This is a genomic window from Maribacter sp. HS (assembly GCF_048059195.1).
Taxonomy (GTDB): Bacteria; Bacteroidota; Bacteroidia; order Flavobacteriales; family Flavobacteriaceae; genus Maribacter; species Maribacter dokdonensis.
Window position 1 is genome coordinate 22,334 of the sequence record NZ_JAYLVV010000006.1, and the last position, 16,906, is coordinate 39,239.

Below are 16,906 nucleotides of genomic sequence, written 5' to 3' on the forward strand. Positions count from 1 at the left end.
AATGAATTTACTGGCCTGTTTTAGGCCAGTAAATTTTAAATTAAACCAGTAGTTGTTCTATGTATATTAATTTTGCAAATTAATGATTAAGAATTACTAACGATTTTCTCTTAAAGCAAGTTATAAATGAAATTAGAAATCCTCACAAGAAATGAGAATAATGAAATACAGAATGAGATAATAATACAGCTCAGAGATTTAATGAATAATAAAAATCTGGAGCCAGGTGATAAATTACCTTCAGAAAGAACATTGTCAGAGAAATTTGGTGTAAGTAGAAGTAGTGTTCGTGAAGCGATTCAGAAACTGGAATTTTACGGAATCTTAGTTTCTAAGCCTCAGAGCGGTACATTCGTTGCTGAAATAGGTCAAGTGGCCATGAATGGAATGGTTAACGACATTCTAAGGTTAGATGAGCCGGATTTTAAATCATTGGTAGAAACTAGAATTTTGTTGGAGCTTAAAACTGTACGTTTGGCAGCTAGAAGAAGAACCGGTGATGATCTGGAGCTAATGAAAAATGCCTTGGATGCTTATAGGGAAAAAGTTGAAAATGGAGAAGATGCAGTTCAAGAAGATTTGTTGTTTCATTTAGCCATAGCCAAAGCTAGTGGTAATAGTACAATGAATACTTTTATGTTAATTATAACACCTGAAATTCTTACCAATTTTGAAAAGTACCATGTTTGCGATAAGAATATGGCTTTCAGAGGTATTCAGGAGCATCAAGATATTTTTGATGCCATCAAGGAGCAAAATCCTCAATTGGCTAAAGAGAAGATGAAAGTGCATTTTAAAAATCTTTATCAGTTTTGCTATAATATATAGGGTTGAGGTTGATACTCTTATTGAAAAATTTTTATAAATAATCCAATTTTGATTTTGAATTAGGTCAAAATAACTACTAAAAGAAGAACATGCCTAAATCATCTATTTGGAAAAAGATTTTAGCTCTAGTTTTAGCCTTTGGACCAGGAATTTTTGCGATTGGTTATACCATAGGTACTGGAAGTGTTACCTCTATGATTGTAGCAGGGAGTACTTATGGAATGCAACTTTTATGGGTATTGTTATTAAGTTGTGTTTTTTCAGGTTTGCTAATGTATGCCTATGGAAATTTTGCATTGGTAACAGGTGAAACAGCATTGTTTGCTTTTAAAAAGCATTTAAAGTGGGGCAAACTTATTGCAATTCTTATAATCTTAGGTATTTCATTTGGTCAATGGAATTCTTTAATGGGTATTCTGGGGATATCTGCGAATATAATTTATGAAATCTTTCTTATTTATTATCCAGGATTGGTCAATGCCAAATATGAGACAGTTCTAGCAATAGCCATTGCCGTGATAATTGTGTTTTATGGTTTATTGCTGGTAGGTAAATACGCTTTTTTTGAGAAAATTCTTGTGATTTTCGTTACAATAATGGGGCTTTCTTTCATCATTTCTTTATTTATGGTATATCCATTACCATTGGAAGTGGTAAAAGGTTTGGTGCCAACAATTCCAAAAGTTGAAGGTGGTCAAATGATGGTGGCTGCATTTGTGGGTACCACAATGGCTGCGGCCACATTCTTGTCAAGGCCATTATTTGTAAAAGGAAAAGGATGGACCATTAAAAATAGAAATCAACAAAAAAAAGATGCAATTATAGCGGCTTCATTGGTTTTTTTTATTAGTGCCTCCGTTATGGCAGTGGCTTGTGGAGCTCTTTTTCATCAAGGGCAGCCGGTAACCAAAGTATTGGACATGGTAAATACGCTTGAGCCCGTTGCTGGTAAATTTGCATTAACATTATTCTTCTTTGGAACTTTAAGTGCAGGGCTATCTTCAATATTTCCATGTTTATTGATAGCGCCAATATTATTGGCAGATTATCAATCTGGGGAGTTGGATACAAATTCAAAACAATTTAGAGTCGTTACCGCAATAGCGTGTGTGTTCGCTTTAATAGTGCCGGTATACGGAGCAAACCCTATAGAAATGCAAATACTTTCTCAAGTATTTAATGTTTTTGTATTACCATTGGTTATACTGGGAATTATTTTGCTGATTAATAGTAAAAAACTTATGGCTCAATATAAAGCAGGTTTGTTGCTAAACATTGGTCTTTTTGCTGCCTTATTCTTCTCTTGTGTAATTTCCTATAATGGTATAGTGGCATTGCTTGGTTATTTTTAAAATAATAGCGGTCAATTAATTTAAATGCTTTCCAACATTTTATTATAAAATGGTATAGATGTATCTTTATCCCCTATTATTCAAATTATATGGGATATTAGCTCAGTTGGTTTAGAGCGCTGCCTTGACAGGGCAGAGGTCACCGGTTCGAATCCAGTATATCCCACTATATGTTGTCTAAAACTCTTTCCAGTGCCATGCCTCTAGAGCCTTTTATAAGTAGTGTAGATTTAGGTGAAATTGAATTTGTTTTTAGATAAGCGTTTAAATCAGCAAATGATTTCATTTTCAATGAATTTGTAGTAGTTCGATAAAAATTCTCGCCTACAAAAATTACTTTTTTAAAGTTTAATCTTTTTGTTAAATCAACAATTGATTGATGTTCTTCATGGGATGAATTTCCTAACTCGAACATATCTCCCAAAATTAAAATTTTATTCGGCTTTTCTAATGTATGAAAGTTTTCAAGTGCCACTTTCATACTTGAAGGATTGGCATTATAAGCATCTAAAATAATATAGTGTCCCTTGGTGTTTATAATTTGCGACCTGTTGTTATCTGGTATATATTTTTCAATAGCATATTTTATTTTGGGTAGTTCTATATTAAAATATTTGCCAATAATGATCGCAGCGCAACAGTTAGTGAAATTATATGTGCCAATAAGGTTACTATTTATTTCAACATCTTCTACCTTTAGGTTTACAAATGGTTGTGCGTTTATAAGTTCAATATTGAAATACTTTGCTTGCGTAGTGCTGAAGCCATATTTCTTGGTGAAACCTTCTAGTTTTTCTAATTGGATGGGGTCGTCTGCATTTAGAAATACGGACTTATTACTGCTAATTAAATAATCATATAGTTCACTTTTCCCTTTTATAACTCCTTCTACGCCACCAAAACCTTCTAAATGTGCTTTTCCAAAGTTGGTTATATAACCAAAATCAGGTTCGGCAATTTCACAAAGAAATTCAATTTCATTAAGGTGGTTGGCACCCATTTCAACTATGGCAATTTCTGTATCTGGTTTAATGGTCAGTAGTGTTAATGGTACTCCAATATGGTTGTTGAGATTACCTTTTGTGGCTATTGTTCTGTATGAAGTGCTTAAAACAGCGTTTATTAATTCTTTTGTAGTTGTTTTTCCATTACTGCCGGTTAAACTAATTACCTGCGCTTTACACTTTTTTCTATGGTAGTTAGCTAGGTCCTGCAATGTTTTAAGAACATTATCAACTAGAATTGTTTTGTTATTTGCAACATATTTTTCTTCATCAATCACCACATAACTGGCTCCGCTATCAAGAGCCTTTTGTGTATAAGTATTGCCGTTGAAATTCTCTCCTTTCAGAGCAAAGAAAATATCATTTTCCTTAATCTTTCGAGTGTCTGTACTAATAGAAGGGTTTGCTAAAAAGATAGCGTGTAAGTCGTGAATTTTCATAAAATCGAAGATAAAAAAAAGCCCTTTAAGAAAAGGGCTTTTTTAATTCGTTAGATAAAAATTATTTTGCTTTTTTACCTCTAACTGTTTTGTTTTTTGTTTTTGATTTAGAACCAACTCTAGACATTGCACATCTAAAACCTATATAGTCCGTAGCCATATATTGTGGTAAATATCTTCTTTGTGCTGGGTCTAACCAGTATGCTCTATCTCTCCAAGATCCACCTTTGTAAACTCTTACTTCATCATTGATCAAAGTAGTTCTGTTGTTAGATGAGTCATAGCCTTTTATAAGGTTACCTAAAGAATCTCTTTCAACTGAATGCTTAGGAGAGTTGTACATTTTTTTCTTGGAATCCTCTTCGTCTCCATCGTTGAATCTATCATAGAATCTTGAAGAACCAGGATCTCCATCTCTATATCCTCTGTTGTCACTTGATGAGAAATTAGTTCTTAAGTATGTTTCTTCTTCATCTACGGGAACCATTTTAATTTCTCCCGGTAAATTTACGGCTACTACTTTTCCGTTAGGTAATGTATCGTAGACGATTGAATCTCTTAAAATATTTACTTTACCATCTTCGCCAATGGCTGTTTTCATGTAAATATTACCTCTGTAGTAGTTAAAATCACTTACCTCATCATCAACTATTGGTCTATAAACATCCGCTACCCACTCGGCAACGTTACCGGCCATATCGTATAAACCTAAATCGTTAGGCTTGTAAGACATTACTTCGGCAGTAATATCTGCTCCGTCATCGGACCAACCTGCAATTCCGCCGTAATCACCCTTTGCTTGCTTAAAGTTGGCTAATTGATCACCACGACCTACACGTTGTCCGTTTCTAGTGTAATCGCCTTCCCAAGGATATTTTTTTCTACCTCTGTAATTGTTATATTCTCTTTGTCCAACCTGTGCTTGCGCTGCATATTCCCATTCTGTTTCAGTTGGTAATCTATATTCGGGCATAATGATACCGCTGCTTCTCTTGGCAAAAGTTGAAACGCTATCCTTTTTCTTTTTACCTTGTAATGAATCAATTTGTCCATTATATACAGATTCAGGTCTATTTAGATATGCCTCTGTACTGAAAGTGCCTTGTACTTCACCTGTAGCTGCTTGATATTTGGCATCTTCAGATAAGTAACCTTCTCTTTCTAGCATAACTTCGTTTACACGATCTGTTCTCCATTCGGCAAATTGTGTTGCTTGGATCCAGTTTACGCCAACTACAGGGTATTCTGCATATGCAGGGTGTCTCAAGTAATTATTGGTCATGGTTTCATTAAAACCTAATCTATTTCTCCATACCAATGTATCTGGTAATGCACCTACGTAAATGTTAGTGTATTTAGGGTTTTCTGGTGGATATACGCTTTTTAAATAGTCAAGGTATTCCAAATACATTACGTTGGTTACCTCTGTTTCATCCATATAAAAAGACTGTACATGTTGTGAAGTCGGAGTATTGTTCCAATCATGCATAACGTCATCTTGAACCTTACCTTTGGTAAACGTTCCACCTTCAACGAATACTAATCCAGGAGCGGTTTCTTGCTCTTTAAAATCGGTATTGTATTGAAAACCACCTTCCTTGGCATTTATTTTCCAACCTGTAGCTCTAGAGGTGTTTTTAGAAGAAGATGAAGATTTTGAACAGCTACTAGCTGTTAAGCCTCCTACTATAACCGTGCACGAGAGTACAACTTTTACTAAATGTTTTTTCATAATTAGGACTTGAGTTCAATTGTCATATTAAATAGTAGTTTGGTTCCTATTTCAATATGATACTGTAATTTCTTTTAATTTGTTTGTCACTTTCGCTCAATAGAACGGTGTTTTTATAAGATTATTTTATAATTAAAAATAATTTTGAAAATCTAAAAAATAACCGTTGGTAAAATTGGGCCTTCTTTAAAGGTTAAACGGTTAAATCAGCCAAATAGTATGGTCCAGGATAAAACTTTTAGAATGTGATAATAAGGCTTGTAATCTAAATTCGGATAAAAGCAATGACTCTTATATAGAGGTCAAAAAATAAAATCTTATAAAAAACTTAATATTCATGCAAGATAACGGGAAAATGTGCGTTTACATGTAAAATATTAGAGTTGAAATTACAGTAAGCGCTATATTTCAACTTTGAAAATTATAAAAGAACAATTCTAAGATGAGAAAAATTTCATTTGTTTTCTTTGTATTGATTATCGGTAAAATATTTGCCCAAGACGACCAACGTGTAATTACAACGGCGGTACCATTTTTAACAATAGCGGCAGATGCTAGATCTGCTGGTATGGGTGATATGGGTGTGGCAACATCTACAGATGCTTTTTCTCAACAATGGAACCCTGCTAAATTTGCATTTGCTGAGCGTAAGATGGGCATTGGTGTGAGTTATACACCATATTTGGAAAGTATTATCACTGATATCTCTTTGCTAAATGCGAGTTTTTATAATAAAATTAACGAGCAAAGTGCATTTGCGGTCAGTTTGCGATATTTTACTTTAGGTGAAATTGAGTTAAGACAGTTTGCCAATGATCCAGGTACTATTGCAAAACCGAATGAGTTGGCATTGGATGGGTCATACTCATTAAAGCTAAGTCCTACTTTTTCAATGGCAGTTGGTGGACGATATATAAGATCTAATTTGAAATTACCACAGAACGGTAGTGAAGATTCACAAGCGGCAGGTTCATTTGCGGTAGATGTAGCCGGTTACTATAGGTCTAGAGAAATAGCCTATAATAATTTTGATGGTAGATGGAGAGGTGGCTTCAACCTTTCTAATATCGGTGGTAAAATTCAATATGATGAAGGTGGACAGGAAAACTTCTTGCCAAGTAAATTAAGTGTTGGTGGTGGTTTTGATTTCATTTTAGATCAAGATAACGTAATAGGTATTACAACGGAGTTTACTAAATTGTTGGTGCCAACACCTCAAGATTTCGATGGTGATGGTGATGTTGATGCGGCAGATAACGATATCTATCAAAATGAAAGTGGATTCAGTGGAATATTTAATTCTTTTACAGATGCGCCAGATGGTTTTGGTGAAGAGCTAAAGGAGTTTACTTGGGCATTAGGTGCTGAATATGTTTATCAGGATGCCTTTATGATTAGAACAGGTTACTTCAACGAGAGTGAGGAAAAAGGATCTAGAAAGTTCTTTACCTTAGGTGCAGGGTTCAAGTTTAAGGCTGCTCAGGTAGATCTCTCTTATTTGTTTTCAACGTCTCAGGTGCGTAATCCACTAGAAAACACACTACGTTTTTCTCTTACGTTTAATTTAGGGGAAGAGTATTATAATGATTAAAGTTCAAAAAGTTTAATAATAGAAAAAACCTGCTAATTTGCAGGTTTTTTTATGCGACATTCTCTCAGGTACAATTAATATATGTAGATTGATAAATAAAAAATATGATCAACCAGAAGAAGATAAGCTTTGATATCACCATATATGATTCATTTGATGAATTAAAGGCTGAAGACCAAAGTTTAATGACCGCAGCTATACAGGCAAGACAACGGGCGTATGCACCATACTCTAGTTTTAATGTAGGTGCTTCTATTTTATTGGATAATGGGAAAATTGTTGAAGGGAACAATCAAGAAAATGCTTCTTATCCATCAGGTTTATGTGCGGAAAGGGTGGCTATATTTTATGCAGGGGCCAATTATCCTGGTGTAAAAATTAAAGCGATCGCCATTACTGCGGCATCTTTAAATCATGAAGTTAATGAACCGGCAGCCCCATGTGGTAATTGTAGGCAAGCAATATCTGAATACGAATTTAAACAGGGCGAACCTATTAAAATACTAATGATGGGTGAGACGGGTAGTGTCATTGAATGTAGTTCTTTGGCAGATTTGTTGCCGTTAGGGTTCAATAGTACATTTCTCAATTAAAATGACATTATAAATATACACGTTATAAGCTTTATTTGTTAAGCTTGTAATTTCTTAATGGATTTGCTTCTTTAATTTTTATCGATTCATTTATATGTGTATTTTTGCTGTTCTTGGATACCTAGGTTGTACTGCCTCTGTTATCAATAAAGAAATTTAAACCTTTAGTTAAAATTGATGGAAAAAATCACCAAGGAAACGTATTTGAAATGGTATGAAGACATGCTGTTTTGGAGGAAATTTGAGGATAAATTGGCTGCTGTATACATTCAGCAGAAGGTAAGAGGGTTTTTGCATTTGTATAATGGGCAAGAGGCAGTTTTGGCTGGTGCACTACATGCAATGGATTTAACCAAAGACCGAATGATAACTGCGTATAGAAACCATGTTCAGCCAATTGGTATGGGTGTTGACCCTAAAAAAGTTATGGCAGAGCTATATGGTAAAGTGACCGGTACTTCAAAAGGTATGGGTGGTTCTATGCATATTTTTTCAAAAGAACATCGTTTTCATGGTGGGCATGGTATCGTTGGGGGTCAAATTCCATTAGGTGCAGGTATGGCTTTTGGTGACAAGTATGCTGGAAGAGATAACGTAACCCTTTGTTATATGGGTGATGGTGCGGTAAGACAAGGTTCGTTACATGAAACTTTTAATTTAGCAATGTTATGGCAATTACCCGTTGTTTTTATTTGTGAAAATAATGGCTACGCTATGGGTACTTCAGTGGCAAGAACATCGTTCTCTACCGAAATTTGGAAATTAGGTTTAGGTTATGAAATGCCTTGTGGACCTGTTGATGGTATGAACCCGGTAACGGTTGCGCAAGAAATGAGTAAGGCGATCGAAAGAGCACGTAGTGGTGGTGGACCAACTTTTCTTGAAATGAAAACATATAGATATAGAGGTCATTCTATGTCTGATGCACAACATTACAGAACCAAAGATGAGGTTGAAGAGTATAAAAAAATAGATCCAATTACTCAGGTGTTGGATATTATCAAAGAAAATAAATATGCGACCGACGCTGAAATTAAGGATATTGACAAAAAAGTGAAATCCTTGGTGAAAGAATGTGAGAAGTTTGCAGAAGAATCAGATTATCCACCAGTAAACCAATTATATGATATGGTTTACGAACAAGAGGATTTTCCATTTGTTCAACATAAAATATAATTAAATGGCAGTAGTAGTAAATATGCCCCGTTTGAGCGATACCATGGAAGAAGGTACCGTTGCAAAGTGGTTAAAAAGCGTTGGAGATAAAATAGAGGAAGGAGATATATTAGCCGAAATTGAAACTGATAAGGCAACAATGGAATTCGAGTCCTTCAATGAAGGTACTCTTTTGCATATCGGTATTCAAGAAGGAGATACAGCTCCGGTAGATAGCCTTTTGGCCATTATTGGGGATGAAGGTGAAGATATTTCTTCCTTGGTAAGTGGGGGAGGTGAGTCCTCTGAAGAATCATCAAGTGAGGAGTCGTCATCTGATGAGGCTTCTTCAAGTGATGAAGAAACTTCAGGAGGTGCTGAAATTCCAGAAGGGGTTGAGATTGTTAAAATGCCTCGATTGAGTGATACTATGGAAGAGGGTACCGTTGCTAGCTGGTTGAAGAAAGTTGGTGATGATGTTGAAGAAGGTGATATTCTTGCTGAAATTGAAACGGATAAGGCTACAATGGAATTTGAGTCTTTCTATAATGGTAAGTTATTGTATATAGGAATACAAGAAGGTGAATCTTCACCGGTAGATGCTGTTTTGGCAATAATTGGACCTGAAGGCACAGATGTTGACGCAGTATTAAATAGTAAATCTGGAGGAAGCAAAAAAAGTGCTCCTGCTCAAGATAAAAAAGAGGAGAAATCTTCAGGTGCATCAGAGAAGAAAGATGAGGTTAAACCTGCATCTGACGGAGCTCGGATTTTTGCATCTCCATTAGCTAAAAAGATAGCCGCTGATAAAGGAATTGATTTGTCAACTGTTTCCGGATCAGGAGATAATGGTAGAATAATAAAGAAAGATGTGGAGAATTATACTCCAAGTACATCTGCTGCTACAGCGGCTACTGCCGGAGCTAAAGCTGAAAATGCAATTTCATCACAACCTGTATCAATGGCATTGCCTTCAGGAGAAGAAGGAACTGAAGAGGTTAAGAATTCTAACATGCGTAAGGCTATAGCTAAGGCATTAGGTAATTCAAAATTCAACGCTCCTCACTTCTATCTTACGATTGAGGTTGATATGGATAACGCTAAGGCATCAAGGGCGCAGATCAATAGTCTACCTGATACTAAAGTGTCATTTAATGATATGGTTTTGAAAGCCTGTGCAATGGCGCTGAAAAAGCATCCTCAAGTAAACACGTCATGGAACGGAGATACTACAAAGTATCATAAGCATATACATATGGGTGTTGCTGTAGCTGTTGATGAAGGTTTGGTTGTACCAGTAGTAAAGCATGCTGATTTGTTGGGCTTAACTCAAATAGGTAGTGCTGTGAAGGATTTAGCTGGTAAGGCTAGAAATAAGAAAATTGCACCTTCTGAAATGGAAGGAAGTACATTTACGGTTTCTAATCTAGGTATGTTCGGTATTCTTGAATTTACAAGTATTATTAATCAGCCAAATTCAGCTATTTTATCCGTAGGTGCTATAGTTGAAAAGCCAGTAGTGAAAAATGGAGCAATAGTGGTGGGTAATACAATGAAGTTGACGCTAGCTTGCGATCATAGAACGGTTGATGGTGCAGTTGGTGCTCAGTTCTTACAGACTTTGAAGTACTTTGTGGAAAACCCAGTTACTATGTTGGCATAGATAATTAATTTTATAAATAGAATAAGAAAAGCATCCTTTCATCGGGATGCTTTTTTTTATCTTTAGATTTTAAATATAAGATGTTATGAGATATATAGTAATTGTATTTCTTGGTGGTCTGTTAGTAGCCTGTGGAGGTACAAAGGTGGATCAATCAACAGTTTTAAATCCCAATAATCCAAAAGGAGTCAAAGGTTCGGTTGTAAAGAACAAGGTGACAATGGCTGAGGGTTCCGTTATGAACGCTGTAGATACAACCCCAACAGATATTGAAGCGTTGATGACTTTTTTGACTTCAGATGATTTGCAAGGAAGAGATACTGGGAGTGATGGTATAACTAAGGCAGCTGATTTTATAGAGAATATATTCTCTAGGAATAATATTCAACCTTATTTTAATTCATATAAAGACACTTTAGAAAATTACAGTGATGGTACAGCGTATAATGTAGTGGGGTTTCTGCCAGGCGCAGATTCGGATTTAAAAAATGAGTATGTAATAATAGGTGCTCACTATGATCACATTGGGATAATTAGTGGAGATGATAGCGATACTATAGCTAATGGAGCAAATGATAACGCCTCTGGTACAACTGCGGTAATAGAATTCGCAAAATATTTTGCTCAAACTAAAAATAATAAACGCAGTATTATTTTTGCATTGTTTTCTGCGGAAGAAAAGGGATTGTTGGGGTCTAAACATTTGGCAGACAAATTATTGACCCAGAATTTAGATTTATACGTTATGTTGAATTTTGAAATGATAGGTGTACCTATGGTGAACAAAGACCATAGTCTCTATTTAACTGGTTATGAATTGTCAAATCTTGCGGAAGTAAGTAATAAATATGCGCAAAAGAATTTGGTAGGTTTTTTGCCAAAGGCAAAAGAGTTTAATTTATTTAGACGTTCAGATAATGCACCGTTTCATGATAAATTTAACGTTCCTTCTCAAACCTTTAGTTCGTTCGACTTTACTAATTTTGGTGAATATCATAAAGTAGGAGACGAAGCCTCTTTAATGGATTACAACTTTATGTCCAATATGGTAAATGAAGTAAAGCCAATGTTGGAGGGTATTATTAATGCTCCTTTAAAAGAAGTAAAATATAACTAATGCATTATATAGTTGTAACGGGTACTAGTAGAGGAATTGGCTTTGAATTAAGTAAATTATTGGCAGATGCGGGTTATGCGGTCTTGGCACTTTCAAGAAATGACAGTCCCATAAAGAATATTGGTCATAAAAACATTACCGCATTTCCATTTGATGTTTCATCGGCAAAAGACAGAGAAAAGGTTAATGAATATTTAAAGACCAATAACGCAAAAGTTCTAGCTCTAATAAATAATGCTGGTAAATTGGTGAATAAACCTTTTATGGAAATTACCGAAGAAGAATTTAAATCGGTTTATGATGTCAATGTTTTTGGGGTAGCTTCAATGACAAAATTAATTGTGCCATTTATGGACAAAGATGGTCATGTGCTTACTATTAGTTCTATGGGAGGTATTCAAGGTAGTGCAAAATTTCCCGGTCTATCTGCATATAGCTCTAGTAAAGGGGCTGTACTGACATTAACGGAATTGTTGGCCGAGGAATTTAAAGAAACCGGTCCCTCGTTCAATGCGTTGGCCTTAGGTGCCGTGCAAACGGAAATGTTAGAAGAGGCATTTCCGGGTTATCTAGCACCTGTGAGTGCAAAAGAAATGGCGGAATATATAATGGATTTTGCCTTAAAAGGACAAAAAATGTACAACGGTAAAATTTTGCAAGTAAGCAGTAGTACACCATAAAATGCAGCAAACCTTAGCTAAATATCTTCCAGAACTAGCCGTTAGTCCATGTTTTGAACTAATAAAGAATAGTCAGGTGCATTTAAAAATAGTAAATGAGCGTGTTACTAGGCATGGAGATTATAGACGGGGAAAAGACGGCAAACATCAAATTACCGTTAATGCGTCTTTAAATAAATATAGGTTTTTAATAACCTTAATTCATGAAATTGCACATTTAATGGCTTTTGAGAAGTATGGTAGAAATATTAAACCTCATGGTATTGAATGGAAGAAAACATTTCAGTTTTTAATGCTTCCATTTATTCGTCCAGAGGTATTTCCATCGCAACTGTTGCCCTTATTGGCAAATCATTTTAAAAATCCAAAAGCAAGCAGTAGTACAGATGCTCGTTTGTCAATAGCTTTAAAACAGTTTGATGAACAACAATCGGAAAAATCTTACGTTTACGAATTACCAATAGGGTGCATTTTTCGCATATATAACGGAAAATTATTTAAGAAAGGAAATAAACGAACAAAGCGTTATGAATGTGTAGAGATATCTTCTGGAAGAATATTTTTATTTCAACCAAATGCTGAAGTGGAATTAATAAAAAGCTGACATGAATAAAAATTATTATGCCGTTTTAATGGCAGGCGGAGTAGGATCAAGATTTTGGCCAATTAGCACAAGTGATAATCCAAAGCAGTTCCACGATATGTTGGGTACAGGTGATACACTTATACAGAAGACATTTCAAAGACTTAATAAATTTGTGCCAACAGAAAATATACTCATTTTAACCAATGAGAGGTATAATGATTTAGTGCTAGAACAATTACCAATGGTAAAACAAGAACAAGTAGTTCTTGAACCGGCTATGAGAAATACTGCGCCATGTATACTATATGCTGCCTTAAAAATTCAGAAAATGAATGAAGATGCAGTTATGATCGTTGCCCCAAGTGATCATTGGATCGAGGATGAAGATGCATTTGCAAAAGATGTTACAGCTTGTTTTAAAAAATGTGAAACTGAAGACGTATTATGTACGTTAGGTATTAAACCATCCTTTCCAAATACCGGGTTTGGTTATATAGAATACAATAAAGAAGATACGGCTCCGATAAAAAAGGTAAATCAGTTTAGGGAAAAACCGGACTATGAAACGGCAAAAGATTTTTTAGCTCAAGGTAATTTTTTGTGGAATGCAGGTATATTTATGTGGAGTGCAAAAACAATAGTAAATGCATTTCAGAATTTTCAGCCAAAGCAATACGCTTTATTCAGAGATGGATTAGTGTGTTATAATACGGAAGATGAAAAGAAGTTCATATCTGAAAACTACCCAAAAGCGGAGAATATTTCTATTGATTATGCAATTTTAGAAAATTCAAAAGCTATTTACGTTAAAGAGGCTACTTTTGACTGGAATGACTTAGGAACTTGGGGTTCTTTGTATGATAAATTAGATAAGGAAGAAAATAATAACGCCGTTGTGAATGCAAAAGTTTTGGTGCAAGATGCAAGTGGTAATATGATCCGATCTAAGGCTGGTAAAGTTGTTGTTGTAGATGGCTTAAATGATTATATCATTGTTGATAAGGATGAAGTACTTTTAATCTATCCGAAAACAAAAGAACAGGACATAAAACAGGTTTTAAACAAGGTAAAAGATACCTTTGGTGATGAATTCGCTTAAATATGGAGAACAATCTTAATCAAGACAATATTACCCCCACTAGTAATGAAGGTGGAGGCAGTGAAGAAGTAAAAAAAGATTTTCAAGGTCTTTTAGGTAGTGTAAAAAAGTTTCTTTCTGAGTTATTGGATATTAGAACCAATACAGACCAGCAGGCCACTAAAGAAGCTATAATTGCTGATATACCTTTTAAGGGCCATACTTCTTGGATTTTGATTTGTTCAATATTTATAGCGTCTATAGGTCTAAATGCAAATTCTACAGCTGTTGTAATCGGTGCCATGTTAATATCTCCATTAATGGGGCCTATTCTAGGAATAGGTATGTCGGTTGCAATCAATGATATTGATACTTTAAAAAGATCGCTTAAGAATTTTGCCGTAATGGTGGTTTTGAGCGTTATTACCGCTTATTTATTTTATCGCTTTTTTCCGCTTAGAGATGAGTCTTCTGAGCTGTTGGCAAGGACCGAACCAGATATTAGAGATGTATTGATAGCCTTTTTTGGTGGTTTGGCATTGGTAATAGCCCGTGCTAAAAAGGGGACTATAGCCAGTGTTATTTTTGGTGTTGCGATTGCTACTGCATTAATGCCGCCTTTATGTACCGTAGGTTTTGGACTGGCCATTGGTAATTGGGGTTATGCATCTGGTGCAATGTATCTTTTTATCATAAACACTATTTTTATTGCGCTAGCGACTTTCTTGGTTATTAAATTGTTGCGTTTTCCAATGGTGCGCTATGTGAATTCACAACGAAGAAAATTAATTGGAAGATTAGCCTCTTTGTTGGCGGTATTGGTAATGATACCAGCTGGATTTACGTTTTACAATGTATTTAAAAAGTCTCTTTTCAACAGGGATGCTGAAGCTTTTATAACTGAAAAAATTGAGCCTTATCAGTTTGCAGGTGAGGGTAAATTTTTAAAAGATTTTAGTGAGGTGGTTTATAATGACGAGGGGAAATCTAAAATAGAATTGTTCTTTATGGGCAATGATGGTATCCCTGATAATGTTATTGCAACATGGCGTACCCAAATGGCGGAATATAAACAATTAAGTGAGACTGAGCTGGCTGTGGTGCAAGGTTCAAGGAGTGAAGAAGCTACTCAGTTAAAATATGTAAACGAGTTATATGAATCTCAGAAAAGTATTTTAACCAGCAAGGATGAGAAAATACAGCTTTTAGAAAATGAGCTCATGCGTTTAAATCAAATTTCATCTAATCAAATTCCTTTTAGTGAAATAAGTCTTGAGGCAAAAACCAATTATGAGAATTTAGATCGTATAGGATATGCTTATTTGATTTCAACAGATTTTACTAAGACTGATAGTATACCATTGTTTGAGGTAACTTGGAAAAAAGAAGCCAAAAGGGCAGAAACGGTTAAAGATATGAACAAGCTTCAAGAGTGGTTAAGACTACGTTTAAACAATAAGAAGATTCAAATAAAGGAAATGCCTAAAGATTAATTTTGCTCTTGAATATACATTTGGCGTACTTTCTTGAAGAGATCTGATGAATACACAAAATTGGTAACAGCTTCGTTATCGGTTTTAAAGATTTCGTTTTTGGTGCCTTCCCATTCCAACAGCCCGTCTTTTAAGAAAATAATTTTCTCCCCAATTTGCATCACTGAGTTCATGTCATGAGTGTTAATGACCGTGGTGATATTATATTCTTCAGTAATTTCTTTGATTAAGTTGTCTATAAGAATTGCCGTTTTGGGGTCTAACCCAGAGTTGGGTTCATCGCAAAAAAGATATTTTGGATTCATTACAATAGCACGAGCAATGGCAACACGTTTTTGCATACCTCCAGATATCTCAGAGGGAAATTTATGGTGGGCATCAACCAGGTTTACCCTTTTTAAAACAGTGTCTACACGTTCTTGCATTTCAGCTTTTGATTGTTTGGTAAACATTTCTAGTGGAAACATTACGTTGCCTTCAACCGTCATGCTGTCAAATAAGGCGCTTCCTTGAAATACCATACCCATTTCTTGTCGTAAATCTCGCTTTTCGTCGTCAGAATGCTCAGAATACAACTTGCCATCATATGCTATACCACCCTTTTCAGGTTCAAATAGTCCCAATAGGCATTTTAGAAAAACAGTTTTACCAGATCCACTTTGACCAATGATCAAATTAGTTTTTCCTTTTTCAAAGGTGGTAGAAATCCCTTTTAGGATATGAGCTTCGCCAAAAGATTTATGTATGTCTCGTACGTCTATCATTATCCTAGTAAAAGTTGGGTTAAAATATAATTAAGTATAATTATAACAACACTGGTCCACACGAAAGAGGTTGTACTTGCTTTACCTACCTCCAATGCACCACCCTTCATGTAAAACCCATGAAATGAAGGTACTGTTGCAATTACAAAAGCAAAAATTAAGGTTTTTACAAATGCATAAGTAATATGAAAAGGAACAAAATCAGATTGTAAACCTGTAATGAAATCCTCACTAGTAAGAAATCCGCCAAAAACACCGGCCATCCATCCTCCAAAAATTCCTACATACATAGAAATAGCAATCGCAAAGGGGTAGAACAACATGGCTATAATTTTAGGAAATACCAAGTAATTCAGTGAGTTAACACCCATAACCTCCAAAGCATCTATTTGTTCTGTAACCCGCATAGTACCTATGCTAGAGGTAATGTAAGATCCTACCTTACCGGCCATAATTATAGATACAAAAGTTGGGGCAAATTCTAATATTACCGATTGTCTGGTGGCAAAACCAATTAAATTTCTGGGTATTAACGGGTTTGTTAAGTTAAGTGCTGTTTGTATGGCAACAACGGCACCTATAAAAAAAGAGATAAATATGATAATACCCAATGAACTAAAGATAAGTTCATCTATTTCTTTGAATATAAGGGATTTCATTATTCTCCATTTTGTAGGTTTTTTAAAAACCTCACGGATCATAATGGCATAGCTTCCTACAGATGCTAAATAGTTCATTTATTAAAAATAAAAATCTTACCGTAAAAATAACAATAATGCACCTGATTTAACCTGCGATTAATCTTTAAAGGTGTAAATTATTTACTTTTG

At 35.1% G+C, this 16,906-nt stretch carries 15 protein-coding genes and 1 tRNA gene; 12 read left to right on the plus strand and 4 right to left on the minus strand.

Annotated features, from left to right (window positions below; genetic code table 11):
* Window positions 1–126: 126 nt before the first annotated feature.
* The 3 genes from VBZ51_RS15000 (at window position 127) to VBZ51_RS15010 (ending at window position 2,346) form a co-directional block, all read left to right on the plus strand.
* The gene (locus VBZ51_RS15000) at window positions 127–828 is read left to right on the plus strand and encodes a FadR/GntR family transcriptional regulator (protein WP_416577463.1); all 702 of its coding nucleotides are present in this window, start codon (window positions 127–129) and stop codon (window positions 826–828) included.
* Window positions 829–917: 89 nt separating this feature from the next.
* On the plus strand, window positions 918–2,180 hold the full coding sequence (locus tag VBZ51_RS15005; RefSeq protein WP_416577464.1) for an Nramp family divalent metal transporter: 1,263 nt from the start codon (window positions 918–920) through the stop codon (window positions 2,178–2,180).
* Between the two features lie 91 nt (window positions 2,181–2,271).
* A tRNA-Val gene (locus VBZ51_RS15010) sits at window positions 2,272–2,346 on the plus strand.
* On the opposite strand, the gene VBZ51_RS15015 is transcribed toward VBZ51_RS15010, so the two are convergent.
* Window positions 2,347–3,624 (minus strand): UDP-N-acetylmuramoyl-tripeptide--D-alanyl-D-alanine ligase, encoded by a 1,278-nt coding sequence (locus VBZ51_RS15015; protein WP_416577465.1) that lies wholly within the window; start codon window positions 3,622–3,624, stop codon window positions 2,347–2,349.
* Between the two features lie 61 nt (window positions 3,625–3,685).
* Window positions 3,686–5,356, minus strand: a complete 1,671-nt coding sequence (gldJ, locus tag VBZ51_RS15020) for a gliding motility lipoprotein GldJ (RefSeq protein ID WP_058105270.1) — start codon at window positions 5,354–5,356, stop codon at window positions 3,686–3,688.
* Between the two features lie 442 nt (window positions 5,357–5,798).
* Here gldJ and porV point away from each other — a divergent pair, with 442 nt between their 5' ends.
* The 9 genes from porV to VBZ51_RS15065 all read left to right on the plus strand — a co-directional run bounded on the left by porV (window position 5,799) and on the right by VBZ51_RS15065 (window position 15,312).
* Window positions 5,799–6,947, plus strand: coding sequence for a type IX secretion system outer membrane channel protein PorV (gene porV / locus VBZ51_RS15025; RefSeq protein WP_416577466.1), 1,149 nt, complete (start codon window positions 5,799–5,801; stop codon window positions 6,945–6,947).
* Window positions 6,948–7,054: 107 nt separating this feature from the next.
* On the plus strand, window positions 7,055–7,540 hold the full coding sequence (gene cdd / locus VBZ51_RS15030) for a cytidine deaminase (RefSeq protein WP_074674664.1): 486 nt from the start codon (window positions 7,055–7,057) through the stop codon (window positions 7,538–7,540).
* A 177-nt stretch (window positions 7,541–7,717) separates the two neighbouring features.
* Entirely contained in the window at window positions 7,718–8,716 is a 999-nt protein-coding gene (gene pdhA / locus VBZ51_RS15035; RefSeq protein WP_071340220.1) for a pyruvate dehydrogenase (acetyl-transferring) E1 component subunit alpha, read from the plus strand.
* A gap of 4 nt (window positions 8,717–8,720) precedes the next feature.
* Window positions 8,721–10,358, plus strand: coding sequence for a 2-oxo acid dehydrogenase subunit E2 (locus tag VBZ51_RS15040; protein WP_416577467.1), 1,638 nt, complete (start codon window positions 8,721–8,723; stop codon window positions 10,356–10,358).
* A gap of 85 nt (window positions 10,359–10,443) precedes the next feature.
* Window positions 10,444–11,475: a M28 family metallopeptidase gene (locus VBZ51_RS15045; protein ID WP_416577468.1), complete on the plus strand. Its 1,032-nt coding sequence runs from the start codon at window positions 10,444–10,446 to the stop codon at window positions 11,473–11,475.
* Window positions 11,475–12,155, plus strand: a complete 681-nt coding sequence (locus VBZ51_RS15050) for an SDR family NAD(P)-dependent oxidoreductase (RefSeq protein ID WP_416577469.1) — start codon at window positions 11,475–11,477, stop codon at window positions 12,153–12,155. Before VBZ51_RS15045 ends, VBZ51_RS15050 begins: the two co-directional genes overlap by 1 nt.
* Window position 12,156: 1 nt before the next feature.
* Window positions 12,157–12,759 carry a SprT-like domain-containing protein gene (locus VBZ51_RS15055; RefSeq protein ID WP_416577470.1) on the plus strand — a complete coding sequence of 201 codons (603 nt, stop codon included), beginning with the start codon at window positions 12,157–12,159 and terminating at the stop codon, window positions 12,757–12,759.
* Window position 12,760: 1 nt separating this feature from the next.
* Window positions 12,761–13,840, plus strand: a complete 1,080-nt coding sequence (locus VBZ51_RS15060) for a mannose-1-phosphate guanylyltransferase (protein ID WP_210707589.1) — start codon at window positions 12,761–12,763, stop codon at window positions 13,838–13,840.
* Between the two features lie 2 nt (window positions 13,841–13,842).
* A complete protein-coding gene (locus VBZ51_RS15065; protein ID WP_416577471.1) occupies window positions 13,843–15,312 on the plus strand; it encodes a DUF389 domain-containing protein in 1,470 nt (489 codons plus the stop codon).
* Here the strand turns inward: VBZ51_RS15065 and VBZ51_RS15070 are convergent.
* Complete coding sequence (locus tag VBZ51_RS15070) at window positions 15,309–16,076, minus strand: ABC transporter ATP-binding protein (protein WP_058105279.1); 768 nt, start codon at window positions 16,074–16,076, stop codon at window positions 15,309–15,311. The genes VBZ51_RS15065 and VBZ51_RS15070 overlap by 4 nt on opposite strands.
* Entirely contained in the window at window positions 16,076–16,813 is a 738-nt protein-coding gene (locus tag VBZ51_RS15075) for an MlaE family ABC transporter permease (RefSeq protein WP_416577472.1), read from the minus strand. Before VBZ51_RS15075 ends, VBZ51_RS15070 begins: the two co-directional genes overlap by 1 nt.
* Window positions 16,814–16,906 lie beyond the last annotated feature (93 nt).